Origin of the sequence: Halopseudomonas xiamenensis, assembly GCF_014219065.1 — a bacterium.
GTDB classification, from domain to species: domain Bacteria; phylum Pseudomonadota; class Gammaproteobacteria; order Pseudomonadales; family Pseudomonadaceae; genus Halopseudomonas; species Halopseudomonas xiamenensis.
This window is the reverse complement of the sequence record NZ_JACLGO010000006.1, coordinates 135,098-159,517: the sequence shown is the minus strand read 5'-3', so window position 1 is coordinate 159,517 and position 24,420 is coordinate 135,098. Positions and strand designations below refer to the sequence as shown.

Here is a 24,420-nt window from a genome sequence, read left to right as displayed (position 1 = left end):
GCAGCTTGTCGCCGGTCCGTGGCCTTCCTTACAGTCAACGCCTCATCCATATGCAACAGCGAAACAGCATGCGCAACAGTCATGAAATACGTTTCACCCTGCCGTCGATCGAGATCGCCGGCAAGGTCTGGGGAGAGCCTGGCGGCTTGCCGGTCATCGGCCTGCATGGCTGGCTGGATAACGCGGCGACCTTCGATCTGATCGGACCGCAGCTGAGCAATGTTCATCTGGTGGCGCTGGACCTGCCCGGTCATGGCCTGTCCGATCACCTGCCGGCCGGTGGCTACAGCCTCTGGCAGCAGGCGGCGACCGTGCTGCAGGTGGCCAACGACCTGGGCTGGAAGCGTTTCGCCCTGCTCGGTCATTCGATGGGTGGAATCATCAGTTGCATCCTTTCCGGCACATTGCCGCAGCGGCTGATCGGTGCGGCAATGATCGATGGCCTGCTGCCGGTCACCGGCGAAGCGCAGGACGCGCCACGGCAGATGGCGCGTTTCTTCGAAGCCAGCCAGGCGCTGGCCGGCAAGCGCAAGCCGGTCTATGACAGTGCGGCCAAGGCGGTCAGCGCCAGGGTGCTGGGCGGTACCTCGAGCATCTCACGCGATGCGGCGGCCATGCTGGTCGAGCGCGGGTTGATGCCGGAGCAGGGTGGCTGGACCTGGCGTACCGACCCGCAACTGATGCTGCCCTCGCCGGTGCGCCTGACCTTCGAACACGCCATCGCCTTCGCCGAGGCGATCAGTACGCCGACCTGCCTGGTGCTGGCCAGCCAGGGTGTGATGGCCAGGCATCCGCAGCTGCTGGAGCGGATCGACCGCTTCGGGCACATCCAGACCCACCGGGTGGAAGGGGGCCATCACCTGCATCTGGAGGAGCCGGCGCCAATCGTTGCAACAATTATCGACAGCTTTTTCCAAACCCTTGCTTGACCCAGCGCGGCGGCTGGGCAAGGCTGGGGCTATATCCGGATGAGCCGGAGTCTGCCTACAGTCAGAGGTCCTGCCGAACCAGCGCCGGCGGGCTGTCGTTAAGGAGTATCGATGGATTTGCACAAGAACCGCCTGAACCTGCTGCGTCCCGCCCTGCTGGCGCTGGGGTTGCTTGCCGCCCCGCTGGCCAGTGCCGCGGCCAACCTGGCCATAGAGCCATTCCCACGGGCCGAGGTGGCCCGAGAGCAGGTACAGCAGGATGCGGAACACAGCGTGGTGATCGGCAATATCCGGCGCATCAACAACCAGGTGCGCGCCGAGCGTGAAGTGCAGGCGGTGGGGGAGCTGGTGCGCATCTCCTGGCGTATTCCCGAGGGGCATGGTGCCAGGGAGGCGATGGCGCATGCGGTGAATCAGTTGCAGCAGCATCCGCACACCACGCTGTTCTTCTGTGAAGGCCGCGAATGTGGCAGCAGCAGCCTGTGGGCCAACCAGGTGTTGGGCTATTCACGGCTCTACGGCCCGGAAGAGAACCAGCTGTACCTGGCCCTGCGGCTGGATGACCAGCCGCAACGCTTCATCAGCCTGTACGCGATCACCCGTGGCAATCAGCGGGTCTACCTGCATCTGGATCAACTGACCCCGGCGCAACCGGTGACTGAGGTGCTGTATCCGACACCGGCGACGCTGGGCAAGATCCTGCATGCCGAAGGCGAGCTGTTGCTACCGGCGGTGGTACCGGAGGATAGCGAGGACGCTACCAGCAACGCCTGGATCGACCTGACCGCGCGTATGCTACGCTCGGACAACCGCCTGCGCATCCAGGTCGATGGCGCCCAGGCGCCGGCCTTCGTGCAGCAACTGCAGGAGCGCGGTATCGCCCAGCAGCGCCTGGAGATCGGTGAGCCGCTGCCGGAGACGGGTGTGCGGCTGGAAAAGCGCTGAGCAGTATTATCGCCAGGTTATCCGCACCGCCGCCATCGCCCCGAGGCGGGGCTCCTACAGGTGGGCTGTGTGTTTGTGGTAGGAGCGGCGCCCCGCCGCGATAGCGTCATCGCCCCGGGGTGGGGCTTTCATCGGGAGTGGGATCGGGCGCTACGCCTGCAGGAAGTCAGCTTATAACTTACCTGCGCCGCCCCGGTCGCAGGGTCAACTGGTCGGGCAGGGCGCGGATGCCCAGCCAGTCGAACAGCTGGGCGCGGTAGTTGCCCTGGGCGAACAGCTGCGCCTGGTCGTCATAGTGCGGATCGAAGGGGTTGCCGGACTGGCCCAGCGGGTTGATACCCAGGGTCATGGCCGGGTCGGCCAGGTCCACCAGGCGCCGGGTCGAGGGGCCGGCGATCACTTCATAGCGCGGGCCTCCACGGTTGAACACCATGTTGTTCAGGCTGCCGTTGGTGCCGGTGATCGCGACCTTGGCGCTGTTCAGGCGCCAGGCGAAGGGAATCCTGTCCGCCAGCGGGTGCTTGTGCTGCAGGCTGGCGAGTTTCTGCCAGGTCCAGTTCTCCGGGTCGGCACCCAGTTCATCGCTCAGTGCCTCTATGCTGTGAATCCAGGCCTGCTCGATGGCCGACTGGCGGCCATCCATGATCGGTTGCTGGCGGTTGTCCCACCATGGTGAGGCGGGCTTCCAGAACAGGCTGTCGAGGGTCTTGCGGGCCATGAAGGTGTCGCGGAAGTGCGTATAGTGATCGCCCAGCTCGTCGGCGAACAGCGTCTGCATCAGGTTGTCCTCCCAGCGCTGGAACAGTGCCGCCCCGGTACTGTCGGGAGTGAAGCGGCCATCCCACTCGGCGAGAATCTGCCGGGCGCGCTCGGCTGATGAGCGCAGGGTCTCGGGCAGTAGGGCACTGTCGAACAGCGGCAGCGCATCCTGGACCATCGACACCGCGCGGGGGCGGTGGCTGTCCAGCTGCATGGCCTTGAAGATCGAGAAGTCGAAGTTGTCCCTGCCGGCCAGCAGCGTGGCGAGCTGCTCGGCGCGTTCGCCGGGGGCGTAGTAGCCGGGCAGGGTACGGCGCGGGCTGTCACCGGGATAGGGGTTGTTGGTGCTGTAGATATAACCTTCACGCGGATTGATCAGCCGGGGGTTGGAGGCGAAGGGCTGGTAGCCGAGGAAGTCATCGCGGCGGTTGCTGCCATCGAGCAGGGTGAAGCTGTTGTTGCTGTTGGGCCAGCGCTTGAGCCGGCCGGTGGCCCACATGGCGATGTTGTCATCCACATCCGCGTAGATGACGTTCAGGCCCGGCGACCAGTGCAGCGCGGCGGCGGCCTCGAACTCGGCCATGCTGGTGGCCCTGGCGTAGCGGTAGAAGGCCTCGGTGGAGTCGCTACCGGGGGTAAGGAAGGTCCAGAACAGGCTGACCGGCTGGGTCGGCGGGGTATCCGCGTCGGTGGCGGCGGTGACCAGGTGATCATTGATGATCGGCCCGTGGCGCGAGCTGCGCAGGCGGATCAGGCGATCCTCCTGGTTGCGTACCTTGATCACTTCCTCGTGTATGGTCAGGTTCTGCCAGCGATCACCGACCCGTACCTGGTTCGGGTTGTCAGGGTTCGGCCGTTCGCGGTAGAAGTCGATTTCATCGTTCATCAGCATGGTCAGGCCCCAGGCGTGATGCGCGGTATGGCCCAGCAGCGGAAACGGCAACCCGGCGAGAAAATGTCCGTAGACCTCGTGTTCGGGAGTGCGGATATGCGCCTCGTACCATACTGCCGGCACGGAGAAACCGATATGCGGGTCGTTGGCCAGCAACGGGCGACCGCTGGCGCTCAGTGCGCCCTTGACCACCCAGGCGTTGCTGCCGTGGAACTGCCCGGCGGGCAGCTGTGCCTGTATCTCGGTGAGTTGCTCCAGCAGGGGTTGCAGCAGGCTCACGCTGGTCGGTGGTGCGTTGATGCTGCGTGGCGAGGCGTCCGGTGCGCCAGGCACCAGGTCCTGGGCATGGCGTTCACCCAGCGTGCCGCGCACATGGTCGACCAGGGCGTCGGTGCGGAACGCCTCGGCGAAGGAATAGGCCATGTAGCCCATCACGTGGGCGATATCTTCCAGTGCGAAATAGTCCGGCCGGGTCAGCAGCAGGCGGTACTCCACCGGGGTGCGGCCCTGGTCGATGTACTGGTTGATGCCGTCCTGATAGGCTTTGATCAGCTGCACATGCGGCTGCTGCGCATTCTCCTCCAGGTAGGTCGCATACTGCCTGGCGTAACGGCTGATGCCCAGGGTGCGAAAGAACTTGTCGGTGGCATAGCTTTCCTGGCCGAACAGTTCGGATAACCGGCCACCGCCGATACGTCGCACGATATCCATCTGGAACAGTCGGTCCTGGGCATGCAGGTAGCCGAGCGCACGGTAGGCATCCGCATCGTTCTGCGCGTCGATATGCGGCACGCCCCAGGCATCGAAGTACACTGCCACTTCCTGCTGCAGGCCATTCAGGCGCAGAGTGCCGCTGCGCTGGGCTTCGGCGCTATGCAGCAGCCAATGGCCGAGGGCGGCCAGGGCAACGGCGATGATGAGCAGGGCAGCGAGAATTTTCAGGCGAAAGAGGGTGCGACGCTGGATCACGGTTGGCCTTGTAGCAGAGAATGGTGATTGAACCGGGGCATCATGCTGAGAGAGCGGTCCGGCGTCAATCGGCATTCAATACGGAGAGGTGAAAATGACGCAAAGCGTGGCGCTGGTGCTGGGTAGCGGCGGAGCCAGGGGCTATGCCCACATCGGTGTGATCGAGGAAATCGAACGGCGTGGCTATTCCATCGAATGCATCGCCGGTTGCTCGATGGGCGCGGTGGTCGGCGGGATCTATGCCGCCGGGGGACTGCAGGCGTATCGCGACTGGGTATCGGGGCTGGCCTATCTGGATGTACTGCGCCTGCTGGATTTCGGTTTCGGCAATCTGGGCGCGATTCGCGGCGAGCGCATCTTCGGCCGTATCCGCGAGATTCTCGGTGAGGTGAATATCGAGGACCTGCGCATTCCCTTCACCGCCGTGGCCACCGACCTGACCAACCAGCAGGAGGTCTGGTTCCAGCAGGGCAGCCTGCATGAGGCGATGCGGGCCTCGGCGGCGATTCCCAGTCTGTTCTCGCCGGTGCGCCAGGGCAGTCGGGTGCTGGTCGACGGTGGGCTGCTCAACCCCTTGCCGATCATTCCGGTGGTGTCGGCGCATTGTGACCTGATCATGGCGGTCAATCTCAATGCCAACCACAGCAACGGCTATGTGTTGCCGGTGATCCCGCGACCGGCGCCGATCCGTCATCAATTGGAGCAATGGATGGAATCGTTGCGACTGCGCAACCTGCTCAGCTGGCATGACTCAGAAGAGGAAGAAGAGGGCGATAAGCAGCGCAAGCTGGATTACATGACCGAAGAACTGTCACCGGCCGAGGCGGCCGCAAATCGCCAGGAGGACGAGGAGCAGCCGGTGAGCACGGATATCCAGGTTGGCCCAGCGAGCATGCTGGAACTGGTCAACCTGTCCTTCGAGACCATGCAGGCGTCATTGACCAAGTACAAGATCGCCGGTTATCCGCCGGATGTGGTGTTCGATGTACCCAAGCGCCTGTGCCGGTTCTTCGAATTCCAGCGCGCGCCTGAGCTGATCGAGCTGGGGCGCATGGTGGCCAGCGATACCCTCGATCGGTTCGAGGGGCGTCGTCGGCATCACTGACCAGCGCAGGGCGTATCGGCCTGTTAGAATGCCGGGCTGAGTTTCAACCCGGAGACAGACATGGCCGATGCAGTGCGTTTGACCGAATACAGCCACGGTGCAGGCTGCGGTTGCAAGATTTCCCCCAAGGTGCTGGACCAGATCCTCGCCAGCAGCCAGCCGATGCCCGAGTATCCGCAGTTGTGGGTCGGCAATGGCAGTCGCGACGATGCGGCGGTATTCGGCCTGGATGACGAGCGCGGCATCGTCAGTACCACCGACTTCTTCATGCCGATTGTCGATGACGCCTACGATTTCGGGCGCATCGCTGCGACCAATGCCATCAGCGATATCTACGCCATGGGTGGTACACCATTGATGGCCATCGCCATTCTCGGCTGGCCGGTGAATGTGCTGCCGGCATCGGTGGCTGCCGAGGTCATGGCCGGTGCCCGTGCGGTCTGTGCCGAGGCCGGCATGCCGCTGGCCGGTGGTCACTCGATCGATGCGCCGGAGCCGATCTTCGGCCTGGCGGTGACCGGCCAGGTCATGCGCCGCCAGCTCAAGCGCAATGATACCGCGCGCCCCGGGGCGCGCCTGTACCTGACCAAGCCGCTGGGCATCGGCATCCTCACCACTGCGGAAAAGCACAAGAAGCTGCGCCCCGAGGACGCCGGCGTGGCGCGTGACCTGATGTGCCAGCTCAACCGTATCGGTGCACGCTTCGCGCAGTTGGAGGCGGTGCAGGCGATGACCGATGTCACCGGCTTCGGCCTGCTCGGCCACCTGGCGGAAATGGCTGAGGGATCGGGTGTGCTGGCGCGCATACAGGAGGCGGCGGTACCGCGCCTGGCGGGTGTCGAGCACTACCTGGACGCCGGTTGCGTGCCGGGAGGTACCGGTCGCAATTTTGCCAGCTATGGCCACAAGCTGGCCGAGATGCCGGCGCAGTGGCGCGACCTGTTGTGCGACCCGCAGACCAGCGGTGGCCTGCTGGTGGCGGTCGATCCGGTCGGTGAGCAGCAGTTCCTCGCCATCGCCGCCGAGCAGGGCCTGCAGCTGCAGCCGATCGGTGAGTTGCTGGAGCATCGCGGCGGTGCCTGGGTCGAGGTGCGCTGATGCGGGCGGACACCGACGACTACCGCAGTCTGTTCCTGAGCGATGTGCCGATGATGGATGCGCGCGCGCCGATCGAGTTCGCCAAGGGGGCCTTCCCGCACAGCATCAACCTGCCGCTGATGGATGACGAGGAGCGGCGTCGGGTCGGCACCTGTTACAAGCAGCACGGCCAGGCCGCAGCCATCGCCCTCGGCCACCGGCTGGTCAGCGGTGCGTTGAAGGAGGCGCGCATCGAAGCCTGGAAGGCCTTCGCCGAGGCCAATCCGCAGGGTTATCTGTACTGCTTCCGCGGTGGCCTGCGTTCGCAACTGGTGCAGCAGTGGCTGGCCGAGGCCGGCGTCCGGTATCCGCGGGTGATCGGCGGCTACAAGGCCATGCGCCGTTTTCTCATCGATAGCCTGGATGAGGCGGTGCGTGACTGCCCGCTGATACTGGTGGCCGGGATGACCGGGACCGGCAAGACCGAGGTCATCAACGCCCTGGACAACGGCGTGGACCTGGAGGGTTGGGCCCATCACCGGGGCTCCAGCTTCGGCCGCCATGCCACGCCGCAGCCCGCCCAGATCGACTTCGAGAACCGTCTGGCGATAGATGTGCTCAGGCGGCGTGCCCGCGGAGCGAGCCAACTGGTGCTGGAGGATGAAGGGCGTATGGTCGGCAGTTGCTCGGTTCCCCTGGAAATGTACAACGCGATGCGCACTGCGCCGCTGGTCTGGCTGGAAGACCCACTGGACAACCGGGTCACGCGCATCCTCGGCGACTATGTGATCGATATGCGCGAGGAGTTCGCTGCACTCCATCCGGATGACCCGCAGGCAGCCTTCACTGCCTTCTCGGAGTACCTGCTCGGCAGCCTGCAGCGTATCTACAAGCGCCTTGGCGGCGAGCGTCATCAGGAACTACACGGACTGATGAGCGAGGCCCTGGATATCCAGCAGCGCACCGGTGAGGTGACGGCGCACCGCGCCTGGATCGAGGGATTGCTGACCCACTACTACGATCCGATGTATGCCTATCAGCGCCAGAGCAAGGAAGCGCGGGTGGTGTTCAGCGGCGACCAGCAGGCGGTCATCGACTGGCTGCGGCATAAGCGAATGTAATGATGTGTGAATAACGGCCCTGACTATGCTGGAGTCATGGCTGCAGCGCTTGCTAGGCTCCGGGCTTTCGAGGCGGAATGGACCGCCTCTGTCCAGGTGAAGGAGAGCAGGCATGGCCAATGATTTTTCCGGCAAGGTGGTGCTGGTGACCGGCGCGGCAGCAGGGATCGGCGAAGCGACGGCGCAGGCTTTCGCGGCGGCGGGCGCCCGCCTGATTGTCTCCGATGTGGATGCCGACCGTGGCGAGGCGGTCGCCAGCGCCATACGGGCTGCGGGTGGCGATGCGCTGTTCCTCGCCTGCGATGTGGCCGATAGCGCCCAGGTCAAGGCGCTGATCGAGCGGATCGAGGCCGAGCATGGCCGTCTGGACTGTGCCTTCAACAATGCCGGTATCGATATCGAGCAGGGCAGGTTGGCTGACGGTGACGAAGAGGTGTTCGATCGCATCATGGATGTCAACGTCAAGGGCGTATGGCAATGCATGCGGTTCGAGATCCCGCTGATGCTGAAGAATGGTGGGGGCGCCATCGTCAACACCGCCTCGGTCGCAGCGCTGGGTGCGGCGCCGAACATGAGCATCTACAGTGCCAGCAAGCATGCCGTGCTCGGGCTGACCCGTTCGGCGGCGGTGGGTTACGGCAAGCAGGGCGTGCGTATCAACGCAGTCTGCCCCGGTGTCATCGATACTGATATGTTCCGCCGCGCCGTGGCGGGTGATCCGCGCAAGGCCGCCAGCGCTGTCGCCATCCACCCGGTAGGGCGGGTCGGGATGGTCGAGGAAGTCGCCGCTGCGGTGCTGTACCTGTGCTCGGAGGCTGCATCCTTCACCACCGGAGTTGCCCTGCCGGTCGATGGCGGCAAGACCGCGTACTGACACTGCATATACCCGGGTTGTCGCGCACCTGCGCGACGACAGGGTTGAGTGGGTGCGACCTTGCCGGCGTAGCGCAGGCGCGCTACCCCCCCTGGGGAGAGGCCTTAGTCGTCCCGGCCTTCGAGCATGTCCCGGCGCAGCAGTACATAGACCGAGCCAGTACCGCCGTGGCGCGGCAGGCAGGAGGTGAAGCCCAGTACCTTGGGGTGCTGGCGCAACCAGGTGTTGACGTGGCTCTTGAGAATCGGTGTGCGCCCGTCCTTGCGCTGCGCCTTGCCATGGGTGACACGCACGCAACGCACCTCGATGCGCGTCGCCTCGGCGATGAACTCCCATAGCAGTTCGCGGGCCTTGTCCACGCTCATGCCGTGCAGGTCGATGCTGCCGTCGAAGGCGATCTGCCCGGCCTTCAACTTGCGCAGCTGGCCTTCCTGCACGCCATTGGCGGCCCAGGCCAGTTCTTCCTCGGGCAGCACGTCGATGACGAACTGATCGGACAGGCCATCGACCCGCAGCTGGTTCTGGGTTTGCGTCGCACGCTGGCGCCGGGCCTGCAACTGCGCGCGGTCGCTGCGCGGTTTGCCGGTATCGGCGCGGTCATGGGTGATCGGCTTGGCACCCTTGGTTGCCTGGCGGAACAGTTCCAGGTCGTCCGGGTCGTTGCTGTCCTGGGTCATGGCTGGATGTTGAGTGTGGTGGAACAGGCGGGCAGTTTACCAGCACTGGCGGTTAATCCCCAGCGAACTGGCTCAGCGCAGCACCACCCAGAGCAGCATCAGCGCCTGGAAGATCGAGAATACGATCAGGCAGCCGATGGCGAAGCGGTGACCTATGTCGTTACGCTTGTATTCATCCAGTGTGGCCTGCAGGGTGGTCAGTTGCGCCAGCTGCTGGCGATTCAGGGTTTCCTGGTCGCGCAACTGGTGCAGGATCTCGCCGACATGCAAGCGCTGCACCCGCTCGGTGTTCCAACTGGCGATCAGGTTGCTGACCCGGTTGGCCTGGGCCTTGCCCTCGCTGCGGGCGTCGTCGTTGTAGCTGAGGTGGAAGCCGGCGCGCTTGAGCAGGCGCTCGCGTATCTGCCGGGCTTCCTCGCTGGGTACTTCGCTGGCATGCAGCATGACCGGAGTCACTGAGTAGTCGGCACAGTGGCGCTGTGCCCAGTCGATCAACTGGGCCAGCATGAAGCCGGCCACGCCGCGCTGGGGCGGAAAGATCCGTAGTCCCTGCAGCGGGCCGAAGCGTATGCGCTGATGCTTGTGGTCGACCAGCAACTCCATGACGTTGGTGTCCGGCGGGACGCTTTCATCCTCGATCCGCAACTGCAGGCGCAGCAGCTCCAGGCTGGCCACCCGCTCATGGGTGACGGCGATCTGCGCCAGGCGTTCGCCATGCAGCATCAGCCGGCCCTTGTATACCGGCTTGAGCTGAATCCAGTAGAGTTCCGATGGCCGCGCATGGGCGAACGGGTCCCGCGGCGGCGGGGCCTGTTCTGGTGCTGCGCTGTGAGGTTGCTCTTCGCTCATCGGGTGGTCCTTGCTGAATACCCCGTTATCGGCCGCTTGCCGCCGTTCTTGAATATTACCAGCTTTGCAGCGCCTGCCAGATCAGGCGTAGAGCAAGAACTGTCAGCAGGGCATTGAATATCAGGGTGAAGCGGCTGTCGCTCATGCGCCTGAGCAGCCGCAGACCCAGCCAGGTGCCGACAGCACCGGCGGCGATCATCAGCAGCATCAGGCCCAGCCAGTCGGCGAAGACGAAGCCCGCAGCGCCATATACGATCGCCTTGGGCGCATGCTGCAGGCACATGGCGCTGGCGAAGGTGGCCACCGTGGAGAAGCGCTCGCCCCGTTGCTGCTGCTTGACGAAGGCTGCTACCAGCGGCCCGGTGGCACCGACGAACAGGCTGACGAAGGTGGTGGCCGTGGCGGCCAGCAGGGTGCCGGTCGGGCCGGTGGCGAGACGCGGGATCGGCGGGCCCCAGCACAGCAGCAGGATGAAGGCGGCAATGCTCAGCTGCACCAGCGACAGCGGCAGGTCGACCAGAAACAGGCTGCCGAGCCAGGCGCCGAGCAGGGCCCCGGGGGCGAACCAGGCGATCAGGCGCAGGTTGATATGGCGCAGGGTCATGGCCGCGCGGCCGGCATTGGAGCCCAGCTGGACCATGCCGTGCACCGGAATGATGGCTGCCGGCGGCATGACGATGGCCATGATCGCCAGCAACAGCACGCCGCCGCCGATGCCCAGCGAGGCGGTAACCGCTGAGGTCAGCGCGGATGCTGCCACCAGCGCCGCGGCGGTCAGCGGTGGCAGGGCGGCGGGCAGCAGAAGATCCAGTAGTGCCTGCATTGCTGTGCTCCTTGGGGTGTGTCGGCATTTCCTGTCGCGGCATTCTAAAGTAATGGACGGTGTCTGGCTCGCGCCATGGCCGCAGTGGGCCGGGGTGCTGTCACCGGTGCCGGTCGGGCGTTATACTGCTGGCTTTCCCGTAACTGACATTGGATGGCACGCATGGCCGGAAATACCCTTGGCACCCTGTTTACCGTCACCACCGCCGGCGAGAGCCATGGTCCGGCCCTGGTCGCCATCGTCGATGGGTGCCCGCCCGGGCTGGAACTGTCCGCCGCCGATCTGCAGCTCGATCTGGACCGGCGCAAGCCCGGCACCAGCCGGCACACCACCCAGCGCCAGGAGCCGGACGAGGTGGAGATTCTCTCCGGGGTGTTCGAGGGGCGCACCACCGGTTGCCCGATCGGCCTGCTGATCCGCAATACCGACCAGAAGTCCAAGGACTACTCGGCGATCAAGGACCTGTTCCGCCCGGCGCATGCCGACTACAGCTACCACCACAAGTACGGCATCCGCGACTACCGCGGTGGCGGACGTTCCTCGGCCCGGGAAACCGCCATGCGCGTGGCCGCCGGGGCGATCGCCCGCAAGTACCTGGCCAGCCAGGGCATCAGTGTGCGCGGCTACATGAGCCAGTTGGGGCCGATCGAGATTCCCTTCAGGAACTGGGAGGCGGTCGGCCAGAACGCCTTCTTCAGCCCTGACCCGGACAAGGTGCCGGAGCTGGAGGCCTATATGGACCAGCTGCGTCGCGATCAGGATTCGGTAGGCGCGAAGATCACCGTGGTCGCCGAGGGTGTGCCGCCGGGGCTGGGCGAGCCGATCTTCGATCGCCTGGACGCCGAGCTCGCCTATGCGCTGATGAGCATCAACGCGGTCAAGGGGGTGGAGATCGGCGACGGTTTCGCCGCGGTCGGCCAGCGCGGTACCGAGCACCGGGACGAGCTGACCCCCGAGGGTTTCCTGAGCAACCATGCCGGCGGCGTACTGGGTGGTATTTCCTCCGGCCAGCCGATCATCGCGCACCTGGCGCTGAAACCGACCTCCAGCATCACCACGCCGGGCCGTTCCATCGATGTCGATGGCAATCCGGTCGAGGTGGTGACCAAGGGGCGGCACGATCCCTGTGTCGGTATCCGCGCCACGCCGATTGCCGAGGCCATGATGGCGCTGGTACTGATGGACCACCTGCTGCGCCATCGCGCACAGAATGCCGAGGTACATGTCACCACTCCGGTGCTGGGACAGCTGTGAGCTCCAGGCTTCAGGCTGCATGAGAGGTGACTGCTTGCAGCTGGCAGCTTGCGGCTAATGGCTAGGCTGCCTTACTGGCGCCTGTCGGGCTTCTATTTCTGTTATTTCGCGCTGCTCGGCGGGGTAGCGCCGTTCCTGTCGCTGTATTTCCATCACCTGGGCTTTTCCGCGGCACGGATCGGCGAGCTGGTGGCCATTCCCATGCTGATGCGTTGCCTGGCGCCCAACCTCTGGGGCTGGCTGGGCGACCGCAGTGGGCAGCGGCTGTTGATCGAGCGGCTCGGGGCCTTGCTCACCGCGCTGACCTTCAGCGCCATTCTCTGGCGCCAGGATTATCTGTGGCTGGCCGTGATCATGGCCCTGCACAGCTTCTTCTGGCATGCCGTGCTGCCGCAGTTCGAAACCATCACCCTGGGGCACCTGGGCGCGCAGTCTGCGCGCTACAGCCAGATCCGCCTGTGGGGCTCGGTGGGCTTCATCGTCACCGTGGTGGTGCTGGGGCTGTTGCTGGACAGCTATAGCCCGGACATCTACCCGCAGGTCATGCTCGCCATCATGCTGGGGATCTTCTGTTGCAGTCTGTTGGTGCCGCCGGCGCCGCTGGCCGCCTCGCGCCCCGGGCTGGTGCCCAGCGTCGGCTTCCTCGACCAGTTGCGGCGCCCCGGGGTGCCGGTGTTCTTCCTCTGCGTGGCCTTGATGCAGCTGTCCCACGGCCCGTACTACACCTTCCTGACCCTGCATCTGGAGGCATTGGGCTACGGGCGGGGGCTGATCGGCGCGATGTGGGCGCTGGGCGTGGTGGCGGAGATCATTCTGTTCATGCTGATGAGTCGCCTGCTGCAGCGCTTCTCACTCAAGCAGTTGCTGATCGCCAGCTTCCTGCTGGCGGCGGTGCGCTGGTTGTTGCTGGGGTTGCAGGCGGACAACCTGGCATGGCTGACGCTGGCCCAGCTGATGCATGCGGCGACCTTCGGCTGCTTCCATGTGGTGGCGGTGCATTTCGTCCAGCGCAGTTTCGGTGAACGCCAACAGGGGCAGGGCCAGGCGTTATATGCCACCCTGGCCGGTTGTGGCGGTGCCCTGGGCGCCCTGTACTCCGGCTACAGCTGGAATTCCCTGGGTGCCGGCTGGACCTTTGCCCTGGCCAGTCTGGCGGCGGCGCTGGCCGCGCTGCTGCTGTGGTGGTGGATGCAGGAGCCCGCGGCGGAACCGGCGCATTGATGGTCTATAGTGGGGGAGCAGCGGAGGTGAGTGGATGAACAGCAATTTCATTATCGTGATGGCCGGCATTGCGTTGCTGCTGCTGGCCTTGAGTGCGATCAGCAGCATCGCCCAGAGTGGTGCAGCCCGCGGCGCCAAGGCCCGCTGGATGGTCCTGGTGGTATTGCTACCACTGCTCGGCTGGGCCATCTGGCTGGGCAAGGGGCCGAAGCGCGCATGAACGAACCGCATGAACTACGAGTGGCGCTGGTGACCGGCGCGGCGCGCGGCATAGGCAAGGGCATCGCCGCCAGCCTGCTGCGCGCCGGCTGGTCGGTGGTGCTGGGGGATGTGGACGAAGCCGAGGGTCTGCTTGCCGCGGAGGAGCTGGCACGCCTGGGCACGGTCGAGTTCGTGCCGCTGGATGTGGCCGATGAGGCCAGTGTGCAGGCGGCGCTGGAGCAGATCGAGGGCGACTTCGGGCGGCTCGATGGCGTAGTGAACAATGCTGGGCTGGCCGATCCGGACAACGGTCCGCTGGAGCAGTTGAGCCTGGAGGCCTGGAACCGCCGGCTGGCAGTGAACCTGACCGGGGCCTTCCTGGTGTCCCGGCAATGCATCGGCCTGCTGCGCGACAGCGGCGGGGCCATCGTCAACATCGCCTCGACCCGGGCGCTGCAATCGGAACCGCATACCGAGGCCTATGCCGCGAGCAAGGGCGGCCTAGTGGCGCTGACCCATGCCATGGCGGTCAGCCTGGGGCCGGAGGTCCGGGTCAATGCGGTGAGCCCCGGCTGGATCGATACCCGCTCCGAAGCATTGCAGGCCAGCGACCCGCTGAGTCAGGTCGATCACGAGCAGCACGCCGTGGGCCGGGTAGGGCAACCGGAGGATATCGGTGAGCTGGTGGCATTCCTGCTGAGTCCGGCGGCAGCCTTCATCACCGGCCAGAACCTGATCGCCGATGGTGGCATGAGCCGGCAGATGATCTATCGGGAATAGTGGGGAAAGCGGGTCGGCAACTACTGTTACCGACCCGGGAGGCGGGGGAGCCTTATTTCTCGACGAAGGCGCGCTCGATGGCGTAGTGCGCCTGGATACCCTGGCGCGATTCCTCGAAACCCCAATCATCCAGGATGGCGGTCAGGTCCTTGAGCATGGCCGGGCTGCCACACAGCATGAAGCGATCGTCTTCCAGGTTCGGCTTGGGCAGGCCGATATCCTCGAACAGCTTGCCGCTGGTCATCAGGTCGGACAGGCGGCCCTCGTTGCGGTAGGGCTCGCGGGTCACGGTCGGGTAGTAGATCAGTTGCTCGCGCACCTGCTCGCCGAAGTACTCGTGGTTCGGCAGGTCCTCGGTGATCAGCTTCTGGTAGGCCAGTTCACGTACCCAGCGGCAGCCGTGGGTGAGGATGACCTTGTCGAAGCGTTCGTAGGTTTCCGGGTCCTGGATGATGCTGATGAAGGGCGCCAGGCCGGTACCGGTGCTGAGCAGGTACAGGTTGCGGCCGGACAGCACGTTGTCCAATACCAGGGTGCCGGTGGGCTTGCTGCTGACGATGATGTTGTCGCCTTCCTTGATGTGCTGCAGGCGCGAGGTCAGCGGGCCATCCGGCACCTTGATGCTGTAGAACTCCATGGTGTCTTCGTAGTTCGGACTGGCGATACTGTAGGCGCGCATCAGCGGGCGACCTTCGACTTCCAGGCCGATCATGATGAAATGACCGTTCTTGAAGCGCAGACCCGGGTCGCGGGTGGTCTTGAAGCTGAACAGGGTGTCGGTCCAGTGATGGACGCTGAGAACACGCTCGGTGTTGAATTTGGACATCTATTCCCTCCAGTCGGGATCCTCGAAATTGCGGCTATTCTACTGCTTGGCTAATCTACCGGTTAAGTGATTTATTTTTATTTGTATATCCGGGAAAACCGATAATGAAATATACCCTGCGTCAGCTTGAAGTGTTTCTCGCCGCTGCCTTCCATGAGAACCTGACCCGCGCCGCAGAGAGCCTGGCGATGTCGCAGTCGGCGGTGAGCAGTGCCCTGCGCGATCTGGAGGGGCAGTTCAACGTGCAACTGTTCGACCGGGTCGGCAAGCGCCTGCAGCTCAACGAGCTGGGCAGGAACATTCGACCCAAGGCCCAGGCCCTGCTGGAGCAGGCCCGTGGCCTGGAAGCGGCATTGGCGGGGCACGAGGAAGCCGGCCATCTGCGGGTCGGGGCGACCATGAGCGTGGGCAACTATATTGCCGTCGGCATCATGACCCGCTACATGCTGGAGCAGCCCGGCGCACGGGTCGAGCTGGAGGTGGCCAATACATCGAGCATCGTGCGCAAGCTGGCCAACTTCGAACTGGACCTGGGGCTGGTCGAAGGCGAGACCCGCCATCCCGACCTGAAGATGCTGTATTGGCGGGATGATGAGCTGGTGGTGTTCTGCGCGCCGGATCACGAGCTGGCGGGCAAGCCCTGGCTGACCGATGAGGACCTGGTGCAGGCGGAGTGGATAGTGCGCGAACAGGGCTCGGGCACCCGGCAGAATTTCGAGTGGGCGCTGCACGGCCTGTTACCGCAGCTCAACATCAAGCTGGAATTGCAGCATACCGAGGCGATCAAGCGCGCGGTGGAGGCCGGCCTGGGGGTTGGCTGCCTGTCGGCGATCACCCTGGGCGATGCCTTCCGCCGCGGGACCCTGGTACCGCTGCCGGTTCCGCACCGCGACTTCACGCGCGGGCTGTACTTCGTGCGGCATCGCAACAAGTTCATCAGCGCGGGAATGCGTCGGTGGTTGGAGTTGTGTCGGGAAGAGGATACGGTCGGCTCCGATGATAGAGGTGTTTCCTAAGGGTAGGTATTCCTACAGACGATAAGCGTCGAAACGCTGTGCCTCTGCTATCTGCGCAGTGTACGCCAGGGTAGCGGTAACCACGACCGTATTGTTCATAGGGTTTGCGCACGCAATTTATATTGCGGGTGCCATAATAATGGTTTATTGTGGGCGCCGTAATAACTCTTATATGTTTTGAATAATGATCAGGAGAAAGTTATGCGCACCCCTATTCTCAAGTCGGCAGCATCCACCGCACTGCTGTGTTCTCTGCTTGGCCTGTCTGGCTGTCTGAGCAGTGGTGGTTCCGGTTCCAAGTCCGGTAATGATGAGGTCGATCCGGATGCCCCCTTTGCGTTTCAGCCTATTCTCCTGGAGAAGATGGACTTGCCTCCAGGTTTTGGCCCGGCGGGAAATGCCGTTTTTCTTCCGGATGGTGAGCATGTGGTAGCTCAAGCGATGCAAGGGAGCACCCCCCATCTGATTCTTGGTAACGTCGAAACTGGCGAGACCGAATGTGTGACCTGTACTGCCACTGCGGAAGGTGAGGTGTTCCAAGGGGTAGGGTTAGTAAACCCTTTTCCCGACGGCAAACGGTTGCTATTTGGCCTGACTAACAGGGTATTTGAATGCGCTCCCAGCTTGATTGATTGCCAGGCATATAAAATTCTCCCATATGAGCTTCCCTTTCCTGACAACGCGCCTGTGCCGTACATAGGCGCACAGATGAAACTCGCTCCAGATGGTGAGCATGTAGGCTATTCCAATGTAACTATTGATGGCCTTCTGGAAATGGTGGTCGGCAAGCTGGTTCGTCAAGACGATAAATATATTGTTGAGGACCTTCGTGTAATCAATCCTCCGGGACCTTTTTCGTTAGATGATCCCAGTATCGAAAGATGGTCGGAGGGTGCTGCACTGTATGAGTTGAAAACCTTTACCCGAGGCGGGGCAGCAGCAGTCTACGTTCAGGCCGGTGGAGCCAATGCGTTCAATCCAGATATCTGGGAGGTTGATCTGAAAACGGGGGAGCGTACCCGTTTGACAGCTCATCCGGACTGGGATGAAGACATGGCCATGACGCCGGATGGCGAGCTGCTCAATGTCTGGAGTAGTCGAGGCTACGATGTATACACATGGGCCGGTGGCTTGTTTCCCTTCCGCAGCTTTATCGATGCGGCTGCAGCGGTTTCAATGACTTCCAGGCTGACCAACTCCCCCGGTAACCTGTACTGTGCCGGGCCGCAGTGGCTACTGCCTGCAACAGGTGACGAGGGGGGCAGTTTATCTGGACAGCCAATCATCAACCTGAAGTATGACGATGCTCGGGTAACAGTGAATGTGCTTGGGGCGCCCACATGGAGTCGTGATAGCAATAGGCTTGCTCTCACAGTGGTTGGTCCCGGTGGTGGCGTCTACGGAGGCGAGGCACCGTCTTTCCTGTTGTTTGCTCATCTGCCTGCCAAAGAGGCTGGCGAGCCCTTGCCCGTAGTCGAAACCGTCGTTGGAGACTGGGCTCCCAGGCCTGGAGAGTACAAGTCATCATTCAGTTATAGCGGTACGGTTACGCTGGATGGCCCTGGTGGTGGGACAGTGACTGTCACTTATAGCCCTTCTGGTATAGGTGGACCCCTACAAGGAAAGTGGACGCAAGTTTATGAAAATTACTCAGAAGATGGTGAGTCTTTCATAAACGGAGCAATGAGTGTGGATCACCGAAAGCCATTTTTTGGTGAGCTGCAATATGTCGCTGATTTGACCATGACGGGCAAGAACACTGGCTATCTGAATCTGGATGTTACCGTCAGTAATCCGGGAGATGATACCCGAGTCTCGGTTGGCAGTTCCGTAGTCAACTATAACGGCACCACCGTTACCGGTTTGCCTATTTGGATGGACGATGACAGTGGTTACTGTCCTGAGCAGCAAACGCCCACCTTGCCCCAGCTGGATGCGCAGTTGAAGTCGCTTGGCGGTGGCGAGTATGAGGTCAAGGTAACTGCCAGTATTGGCAGAATGGGGCAGGATCAGACTGAAGTTTCCACCTCGCCTGTACGGCATGCTCTCATCTCCGGTAGTGGTGTTGAGGTGTATACCGATGGGTATGGGGTGGCCAGATTCAAGGCTGCTGCAGGAACTCAGCTTGATGTAACCGCCGGCGATACGCTTGCGCCGACAAAGGTAAGCATTGGAGGGTAGGGCATAGCTTGGCTATCCGGGCAATGCAGAGCCCACTGCATCGCCCGGGCACTTTTTTGTTCTCCTGGATGGCACTTGATTCAAGGATGTCTTCAAGCCGCCTGTTGTATGTTAAGGCTAGAAGTTATGCATGTTAAGAGTAATAACCTTGCGGAAGAATATTTCCATGTGACCCATGAAAGGAGTGCTCAGCCTCCTGCTGAGTGGCGTTTAAATCTCCCTCTTATTGACTCATTGATAAAGACTGCTAGATCCTGTGTCAAAGGGAGACCTTGTGTCAGGCAATTGCTGGGTGGGGTCTCTCGCTTGACCTACTTGATAAGCTACCCATCCGAACATGATTTTGTCGTAAAGATTTCTTTGGATCAGCCCCAGGCACATGGGGATCATGGCTTGCGTCGTGAGTACGTTGTTCTAGAGCAACTACAGTCACTGCTGCAGTGCTCCCCGACGCCTGTTGCCTATCATGACAGCAGCTGCGAGCCAGCATTGCTGATTATGGAGCGCTGCCCTGGCCAGTCTCTTCTTGATGAGGCGCAAAATGTGTTGCCGCTTGATGCAGCCGGTGCGCGCTCACTCAGCAAACAATTTATTGACCAGTTGATAGCGCTGCATGGCCTGGATCCTGCGCCGTTCCTTGCCAAGGGTATTGGGCGTCCGAATAGTTATCTGATGCGGCAGTTGGAGTACTGGGAAAAGCAGTATGAAAGCGCTGAAGTCAAAGAGGCAGCTTCCTGGAATGAAGTCCTGCAGTGGCTTGCCGATAACATACCCCAGACTACAGAGTCGCCTACGATAGTACATAACGATTTCAGACTGGATAATCTCCTGGTACATAGTGATCGTCCTGCGGAGATCACCGCCATACTGGATTGGGAGATGGCGACGGTGGGTGACCCCTTACTTGATCTGGGGGTGATGCTGGCGTACTGGATTGAGCAACGGGATCCCGCCAAGTGGCAGAATGTCCGGTGGCAGCCCAGCCATCTTCCAGGGATGTTGAGTAGACAGGACATTGTTGAACGCTATGCGCAAGGTAGCGGGAGATGTACGAAAAGTGTGGTGTTTTATTATGTGCTGGGCCTCTTCAGAAAGGCTTGCATAACTAGAAACCTGTACTTGCGAAGAGAGGCTCCTGGCGAGGCGGAAACGCGCCGATTCATTTTTCTGAATGGGATACTGAGAGAGATGGCTGAGCTCTCTATATCCCGGGGGAGCATATGGTGATTTGTTGTATTTTGATCAGATAGCGAGCAGGTCTGGATTTTTGCAATCAGTTGCATGCTTCGTGATGATCTGGGCTGCTGGATTCAGACTTGCTGGTAGGCCCATAATAAACGGCATTGCTTTTAGACTACGCGGATACAATGCTGAGATGAGAGCTATCTCCTGCGCGCTGGGGTGGCCAGAGATGGTGCTGGAGTGGATGGAGGCTTGTGTTGGCGAGCCTCAATATGAACCAGGGGAGGATAGATGGACAAGAAGAGCGCTGCGACGCGTAGACTCTCGCCAGAGGCCAGGAAAGCGCAAATTCTGAAGACCGCCAGGCGCATCCTTTCGCAATCAGGACTGAACGGGTTTTCACTGGAGGCTGTGGCGCGGGAAGCAGGAGTAGCCGCTACGTTGCCTCGCTACTATTTTGGCAGCACAGATGATTTGCTGAGAGCGGCTACTCAAGACATCATGGGTGAGGTGGAGAAGGTACTTCTGGGAAATGGCTCAAAAGAGCCCATGCGCAATCGTTTTTCTTCTTATCTGCAGATAATGAAAGACGCCCCTTGGGGGCATGAGGTCTGGATGCGTGCCTCCGAGCTGCATGCTGACCTGGATTCACTGGTTCAGTCGAGTCGTAGGCATATGGTGGAGTCCATGTATGGGCGGCCCTGGAGTGAGCTTGACCTGTTGGAGCGCTTGGATGGTCGGGGGCGCATCGGCTATATCGAAGCTGTGGTTTCTCAGTGGATTGAGCAAGGAATGGGAGATGTTGAACTGGTTGCGGACATTCTGACGGGCGCAGCACACCTATTAGACAAGAGGCGCGATCAAACCGCTGGCCCGGCAGACAGATAATCAGTATCTCTGTAGGGCTGTTCTATATTGATCTGCTGCCCTGCGGAAGAGGAGGGCAGCATAAGCTTTCAATATCGCCATTTCAGTTGGTAGCACTCAATACCAGTTCACCATCCTGCAGCGGAATTTTCTCCCCGGGGTGGCGATCCATCCTGACGCTGCCGGTACGCTCGCCGATGCTGTAGTCCACCTGGTAACCGACGACCTTCTCCTTGCTGTCGTACACGGTTTCACAGCGCTGTTCGGTGGTGGTGTAGGTATTGTTCTGCTGCATGCGTTCCTGGGTCTTGTTACCGGCATAGCCGCCAGCGGCCGCACCGGCTACCGTGGCGATCTTCTTGCCCGAGCCGCCGCCGACCTGGTTGCCCAGCACACCGCCAATCACCGCGCCAGCCACGCTGCCGAGCACCTGGTGCTGGTCCTGCACCGGTTTCTGGCGGGTCACGGCAACCTGCTGACATACTTCACGGGGAATGCGCTCGTTTTCCTTGAGCTCGACAACGTTGAGCACCTCGGCATGGGTCGGTGTCTTGTCGGACAGTGCATTGTATCCGGCAATGGCTCCGCCGGCAGTGGCCACGACGGCGCCGATGACGATACCTGACAACATTGACTTGTTCATGGTGATTCCCTGACTTCCTGATGACGATTGATCTGCTGCGGCGACCCGCAAGTGGTAATGCTGAGACCACGCCCCGGCGGGCAAGTTCAGTCTTTCATTGCCCTGGCCTGGCTGGCTGCCTCGTCCTGCAGCAGCGCGATCAGCGCCTGGCCGGCATTGGACAGGGTGCGCCCGCTGTGGTGGATGCAGCCCAGTTCGCGCACCAGTCGGGTATGCGGAATGTCCAGCACGCGCACCTGCGCATCGACCATGGTCCGTGGCAACACGCTCCAGGCCAGGCCGATGGACACCAGCATCTTGATGGTCTCCATATAGTTGGTGCTCATGCTCACCTGCGGGGTGACGCGGTGCTGCTCGAACAGCTGATTGACCACCCGGTGGGTGAAGGTGGTGGTCCCGGGAAACACTGCCGGATAGGCCGCCAGCCGCTGCAGGGGCACGCGGGGCATGCCGGCCAGCGGATGTTCCGGGGCGACCACGAACTCCAGCGGATCATCCCAGATATGCGTGGCCACGATCGGTGGTTGCACATCGGGTGCCAGGGTGATCACCGCCAGTTCGATCTCGCCGTGCAGCACCTTCTCATAGGCCACCTCGGAGTCGAGGAACTCGATATCCAGCACCACGCCGGGGTAGGCCTTGGTGAAGCGGCGCAGTATCGGCGGCAGGCGGTGCAGGCCGATATGATGACTGGTTGCCAGGCGCAGGCGTCCCTGGATGGTGGCCGACAGATTGCCGAGTGCCCGGCGGGTATCGTTCAGGGCGTTGATGATGAGTTCGGCGCGAGGCTTGAGCGCACGTCCCGCCTCGGTCAGGTCGACGTGCTTGCCGATGCGGTCGAACAGGCGCACATTGAGCTGTTGTTCCAGTGTGGCGATGCGCTTGCTCACCGCCGGCTGGGTCAGATGCAGCTGTTCCGCGGCGCGGGAGAAGGAACCGGTGGCCGCCACGGCGAGAAAGGCATCGAGATTGGCTGTATCCATGATGGATTCCTGTTGGTTATCCAATGCATGAATATAATGAATTTGTTTTATTGCTGGCCAGCTCTTACCATCGAGTCGTGATCAAAAGAAGCTGCCCACCGGCATGGCGCCGGGATGGATGGCCAATAGCCCGATTCAGGAGACAAGCATGTCCGCCAAGACGCTCTACGACAAGCTCTGGGATAGTCATCTCGTCAAGCAACGGGACGATGGTTCGGCCCTGTTGTATATCGACCGTCATCTGTTGCATGAAGTGACCTCGCCGCAGGCCTTCGAAGGTCTGCGCCTGGCTGGCCGCCAGCCCTGGCGCATCGACGCCAACCTGGCTACGCCGGACCACAACGTGCCGACCGATAACCGCGCCGCAGGCGTCGCGGGTATTGAGGACCAGGTCTCGAAGCTGCAGGTCACTACGTTGGATGACAACTGTCGCGACTTCGGCATCCTGGAATTCAAGATGACCGACCGGCGCCAGGGTATCGTGCATGTGGTCGGGCCGGAGCAGGGCGCGACCCTGCCGGGCATGACCATCGTCTGCGGTGACTCGCACACCGCTACCCATGGCGCTTTCGGTGCATTGGCCCATGGCATCGGCACCTCCGAGGTCGAACACGTACTGGCGACCCAGTGCCTGGTGGCCAAGAAGATGAAGAACATGCTGGTCAAGGTCGAGGGTGAACTCGGGTTTGGCGTCACCGCCAAGGACATAGTGCTGGCGGTGATCGGCAAGATCGGTACGGCCGGCGGCAATGGCCATGCCATCGAGTTTGCCGGTTCGGCGATTCGCAGTCTGTCGATGGAAGGGCGCATGACCGTCTGCAACATGGCCATCGAGGCCGGTGCCCGCGTCGGCCTGGTGGCCTGCGACGAGAAGACCATCGCCTACGTCAAGGACCGCCCCTACGCGCCCAAGGGCGAGGACTGGGACAAGGCCGTTGCCGCCTGGCAGGATCTGGTCTCCGATGCCGATGCCCGGTTCGATACCGTGGTCGAACTGGATGCCGCGCAGATCAAGCCGCAAGTGTCCTGGGGAACCTCGCCGGAAATGGTGGCGGCGGTGGATGCCAACGTACCTGATCCGCAGCAGCAGGCCGACGCGGTCAAGCGCAGTGGTTACCAGCGTGCCTTGCAATACATGGGCCTCGAAGCCAACCAGCCGATCACCTCGATTGCCCTGGACCGGGTATTCATCGGTTCCTGCACCAACTCGCGGATCGAAGACCTGCGCGCTGCGGCAGCCGTGGCCAAGGGCCGCAAGGTTGCCTCCACTATCAAGCAGGCGATGGTGGTACCGGGTTCCGGGCTGGTCAAGGAGCAGGCCGAGCGCGAAGGGCTGGACCTGATCTTCAAGGCAGCCGGTTTCGAATGGCGCGACCCGGGTTGCTCCATGTGCCTGGCGATGAACCCGGATCGGCTGCAGCCGGGCGAGCATTGTGCCTCGACCTCCAACCGCAACTTCGAGGGGCGGCAGGGCAATGGCGGGCGTACCCACCTGGTCAGCCCGGCCATGGCGGCGGCGGCGGCGATCGCCGGTCATTTCGTGGATGTACGTGAGATGCTTGCAGAGGAGGCGACAGCATGAAGGCCTTTACCAAACACACCGGCCTGGTAGCACCGCTGGATCGGGCCAATGTGGATACCGATCAGATCATTCCCAAGCAGTTCCTCAAGTCGATCAAGCGTACCGGCTTTGGCCCGAACCTGTTCGATGAATGGCGCTACCTGGATGAGGGTTATCCCGGCCAGGACAACAGCAATCGTCCGCTGAACCCCGACTTCGTGCTCAACCAGCCGCGTTACCAGGGTGCCAGCGTGCTGCTGGCGCGGGAGAACTTCGGTTGTGGTTCCAGCCGTGAACACGCGCCCTGGGCCTTGGATGAGTACGGTTTCCGTGCCGTGCTGGCACCGAGCTTTGCGGATATTTTCTTCAATAACAGCTTCAAGAATGGTTTGTTACCTATTGTTTTGGTTGAAGAAGATATCGATGAGCTGTTCAAGCAGGCTGAAGCGCAGGAAGGTTACCAGTTGACCGTCGACCTTCAGGCGCAGACCGTTACCCGTCCCGATGGCAAGAGCTATGGCTTCGAGATCGACGAGTTCCGCAAGCACTGCCTGCTCAACGGCCTCGACGATATCGGCCTGACCCTGCAGGACGCCGACGCGGTTCGTGCGTTCGAGGAAAAGCACCGCCAGGCCCAGCCGTGGCTGTTTGACGCCATCAAATAAACCAGCTGTCAGCGGCAAGC

General features: G+C 62.1%; 23 protein-coding genes. 16 read left to right on the top strand and 7 right to left on the bottom strand.

Annotated elements, in window-relative coordinates; translation table 11 throughout:
• Positions 1–68 precede the first annotated feature (68 nt).
• Positions 69–929 carry an alpha/beta fold hydrolase gene (locus H6X51_RS06140; protein ID WP_185266635.1) on the top strand — a complete coding sequence of 287 codons (861 nt, stop codon included), beginning with the start codon at positions 69–71 and terminating at the stop codon, positions 927–929.
• A gap of 111 nt (positions 930–1,040) precedes the next feature.
• Positions 1,041–1,874 (top strand): DUF4892 domain-containing protein, encoded by an 834-nt coding sequence (locus H6X51_RS06135; RefSeq protein WP_185266634.1) that lies wholly within the window; start codon positions 1,041–1,043, stop codon positions 1,872–1,874.
• A 178-nt stretch (positions 1,875–2,052) separates the two neighbouring features.
• Here the strand turns inward: H6X51_RS06135 and H6X51_RS06130 are convergent, their stop codons facing one another.
• A complete protein-coding gene (locus tag H6X51_RS06130; protein ID WP_185266633.1) occupies positions 2,053–4,494 on the bottom strand; it encodes a penicillin acylase family protein in 2,442 nt (813 codons plus the stop codon).
• Between the two features lie 94 nt (positions 4,495–4,588).
• On the opposite strand from H6X51_RS06130, the gene H6X51_RS06125 reads away from it, so the two are divergent.
• From H6X51_RS06125 to H6X51_RS06110, 4 genes are all read left to right on the top strand, one after another.
• Positions 4,589–5,599, top strand: coding sequence for a patatin-like phospholipase family protein (locus H6X51_RS06125; protein ID WP_185266632.1), 1,011 nt, complete (start codon positions 4,589–4,591; stop codon positions 5,597–5,599).
• Between the two features lie 60 nt (positions 5,600–5,659).
• Positions 5,660–6,697 (top strand): selenide, water dikinase SelD, encoded by a 1,038-nt coding sequence (gene selD, locus H6X51_RS06120; protein WP_185266631.1) that lies wholly within the window; start codon positions 5,660–5,662, stop codon positions 6,695–6,697.
• Positions 6,697–7,797 (top strand): tRNA 2-selenouridine(34) synthase MnmH, encoded by a 1,101-nt coding sequence (mnmH, locus tag H6X51_RS06115; RefSeq protein ID WP_185266630.1) that lies wholly within the window; start codon positions 6,697–6,699, stop codon positions 7,795–7,797. The genes selD and mnmH overlap by 1 nt, the downstream gene beginning before the upstream one ends.
• A 112-nt stretch (positions 7,798–7,909) precedes the next feature.
• Positions 7,910–8,671, top strand: a complete 762-nt coding sequence (locus tag H6X51_RS06110; protein WP_185266629.1) for an SDR family oxidoreductase — start codon at positions 7,910–7,912, stop codon at positions 8,669–8,671.
• 104 nt (positions 8,672–8,775) lie between these two features.
• On the opposite strand, the gene H6X51_RS06105 is transcribed toward H6X51_RS06110, so the two are convergent.
• The 3 genes from H6X51_RS06105 to H6X51_RS06095 form a co-directional block, all read right to left on the bottom strand.
• On the bottom strand, positions 8,776–9,348 hold the full coding sequence (locus H6X51_RS06105) for a Smr/MutS family protein (protein ID WP_185266628.1): 573 nt from the start codon (positions 9,346–9,348) through the stop codon (positions 8,776–8,778).
• A gap of 72 nt (positions 9,349–9,420) precedes the next feature.
• Positions 9,421–10,197: a hypothetical protein gene (locus H6X51_RS06100; RefSeq protein WP_185266627.1), complete on the bottom strand. Its 777-nt coding sequence runs from the start codon at positions 10,195–10,197 to the stop codon at positions 9,421–9,423.
• 55 nt (positions 10,198–10,252) lie between these two features.
• Positions 10,253–11,020, bottom strand: coding sequence for a sulfite exporter TauE/SafE family protein (locus tag H6X51_RS06095; protein WP_185266626.1), 768 nt, complete (start codon positions 11,018–11,020; stop codon positions 10,253–10,255).
• 162 nt (positions 11,021–11,182) lie between these two features.
• Here H6X51_RS06095 and aroC point away from each other — a divergent pair, with 162 nt between their 5' ends.
• Genes aroC through H6X51_RS06075 form a run of 4 tightly spaced genes read left to right on the top strand, consistent with a single transcriptional unit; the run spans position 11,183 to position 14,476 of the window.
• The gene (aroC, locus tag H6X51_RS06090; RefSeq protein ID WP_185266625.1) at positions 11,183–12,274 is read left to right on the top strand and encodes a chorismate synthase; all 1,092 of its coding nucleotides are present in this window, start codon (positions 11,183–11,185) and stop codon (positions 12,272–12,274) included.
• A gap of 57 nt (positions 12,275–12,331) precedes the next feature.
• Positions 12,332–13,495: an MFS transporter gene (locus H6X51_RS06085; protein WP_185266624.1), complete on the top strand. Its 1,164-nt coding sequence runs from the start codon at positions 12,332–12,334 to the stop codon at positions 13,493–13,495.
• A 34-nt stretch (positions 13,496–13,529) separates the two neighbouring features.
• Positions 13,530–13,715, top strand: coding sequence for a hypothetical protein (locus H6X51_RS06080; protein ID WP_185266658.1), 186 nt, complete (start codon positions 13,530–13,532; stop codon positions 13,713–13,715).
• Complete coding sequence (locus tag H6X51_RS06075) at positions 13,712–14,476, top strand: SDR family oxidoreductase (RefSeq protein ID WP_185266623.1); 765 nt, start codon at positions 13,712–13,714, stop codon at positions 14,474–14,476. Before H6X51_RS06080 ends, H6X51_RS06075 begins: the two co-directional genes overlap by 4 nt.
• A 52-nt stretch (positions 14,477–14,528) precedes the next feature.
• On the opposite strand, the gene H6X51_RS06070 is transcribed toward H6X51_RS06075, so the two are convergent.
• Positions 14,529–15,302, bottom strand: coding sequence for a ferredoxin--NADP reductase (locus H6X51_RS06070; RefSeq protein WP_185266622.1), 774 nt, complete (start codon positions 15,300–15,302; stop codon positions 14,529–14,531).
• 104 nt (positions 15,303–15,406) lie between these two features.
• Between H6X51_RS06070 and H6X51_RS06065 the strand changes: the two genes are divergently transcribed.
• From H6X51_RS06065 to H6X51_RS06050, 4 genes are all read left to right on the top strand, one after another.
• Positions 15,407–16,318, top strand: coding sequence for a LysR family transcriptional regulator (locus tag H6X51_RS06065; RefSeq protein ID WP_185266621.1), 912 nt, complete (start codon positions 15,407–15,409; stop codon positions 16,316–16,318).
• A gap of 201 nt (positions 16,319–16,519) precedes the next feature.
• On the top strand, positions 16,520–18,499 hold the full coding sequence (locus H6X51_RS06060; protein WP_185266620.1) for a TolB family protein: 1,980 nt from the start codon (positions 16,520–16,522) through the stop codon (positions 18,497–18,499).
• 108 nt (positions 18,500–18,607) lie between these two features.
• A complete protein-coding gene (locus tag H6X51_RS06055; protein ID WP_328795626.1) occupies positions 18,608–19,726 on the top strand; it encodes a phosphotransferase family protein in 1,119 nt (372 codons plus the stop codon).
• 246 nt (positions 19,727–19,972) lie between these two features.
• Positions 19,973–20,569 (top strand): TetR/AcrR family transcriptional regulator, encoded by a 597-nt coding sequence (locus H6X51_RS06050; protein WP_185266618.1) that lies wholly within the window; start codon positions 19,973–19,975, stop codon positions 20,567–20,569.
• 82 nt (positions 20,570–20,651) lie between these two features.
• On the opposite strand, the gene H6X51_RS06045 is transcribed toward H6X51_RS06050, so the two are convergent.
• Both H6X51_RS06045 and H6X51_RS06040 read right to left on the bottom strand, forming a co-directional pair.
• On the bottom strand, positions 20,652–21,191 hold the full coding sequence (locus tag H6X51_RS06045; protein ID WP_185266617.1) for a glycine zipper 2TM domain-containing protein: 540 nt from the start codon (positions 21,189–21,191) through the stop codon (positions 20,652–20,654).
• A gap of 86 nt (positions 21,192–21,277) precedes the next feature.
• Entirely contained in the window at positions 21,278–22,174 is an 897-nt protein-coding gene (locus H6X51_RS06040; protein WP_185266616.1) for a LysR family transcriptional regulator, read from the bottom strand.
• 148 nt (positions 22,175–22,322) lie between these two features.
• On the opposite strand from H6X51_RS06040, the gene leuC reads away from it, so the two are divergent.
• Positions 22,323–23,756, top strand: coding sequence for a 3-isopropylmalate dehydratase large subunit (leuC, locus tag H6X51_RS06035; protein ID WP_185266615.1), 1,434 nt, complete (start codon positions 22,323–22,325; stop codon positions 23,754–23,756).
• Positions 23,753–24,400, top strand: coding sequence for a 3-isopropylmalate dehydratase small subunit (leuD, locus tag H6X51_RS06030; protein ID WP_185266614.1), 648 nt, complete (start codon positions 23,753–23,755; stop codon positions 24,398–24,400). The genes leuC and leuD overlap by 4 nt, the downstream gene beginning before the upstream one ends.
• Positions 24,401–24,420: the final 20 nt, after the last annotated feature.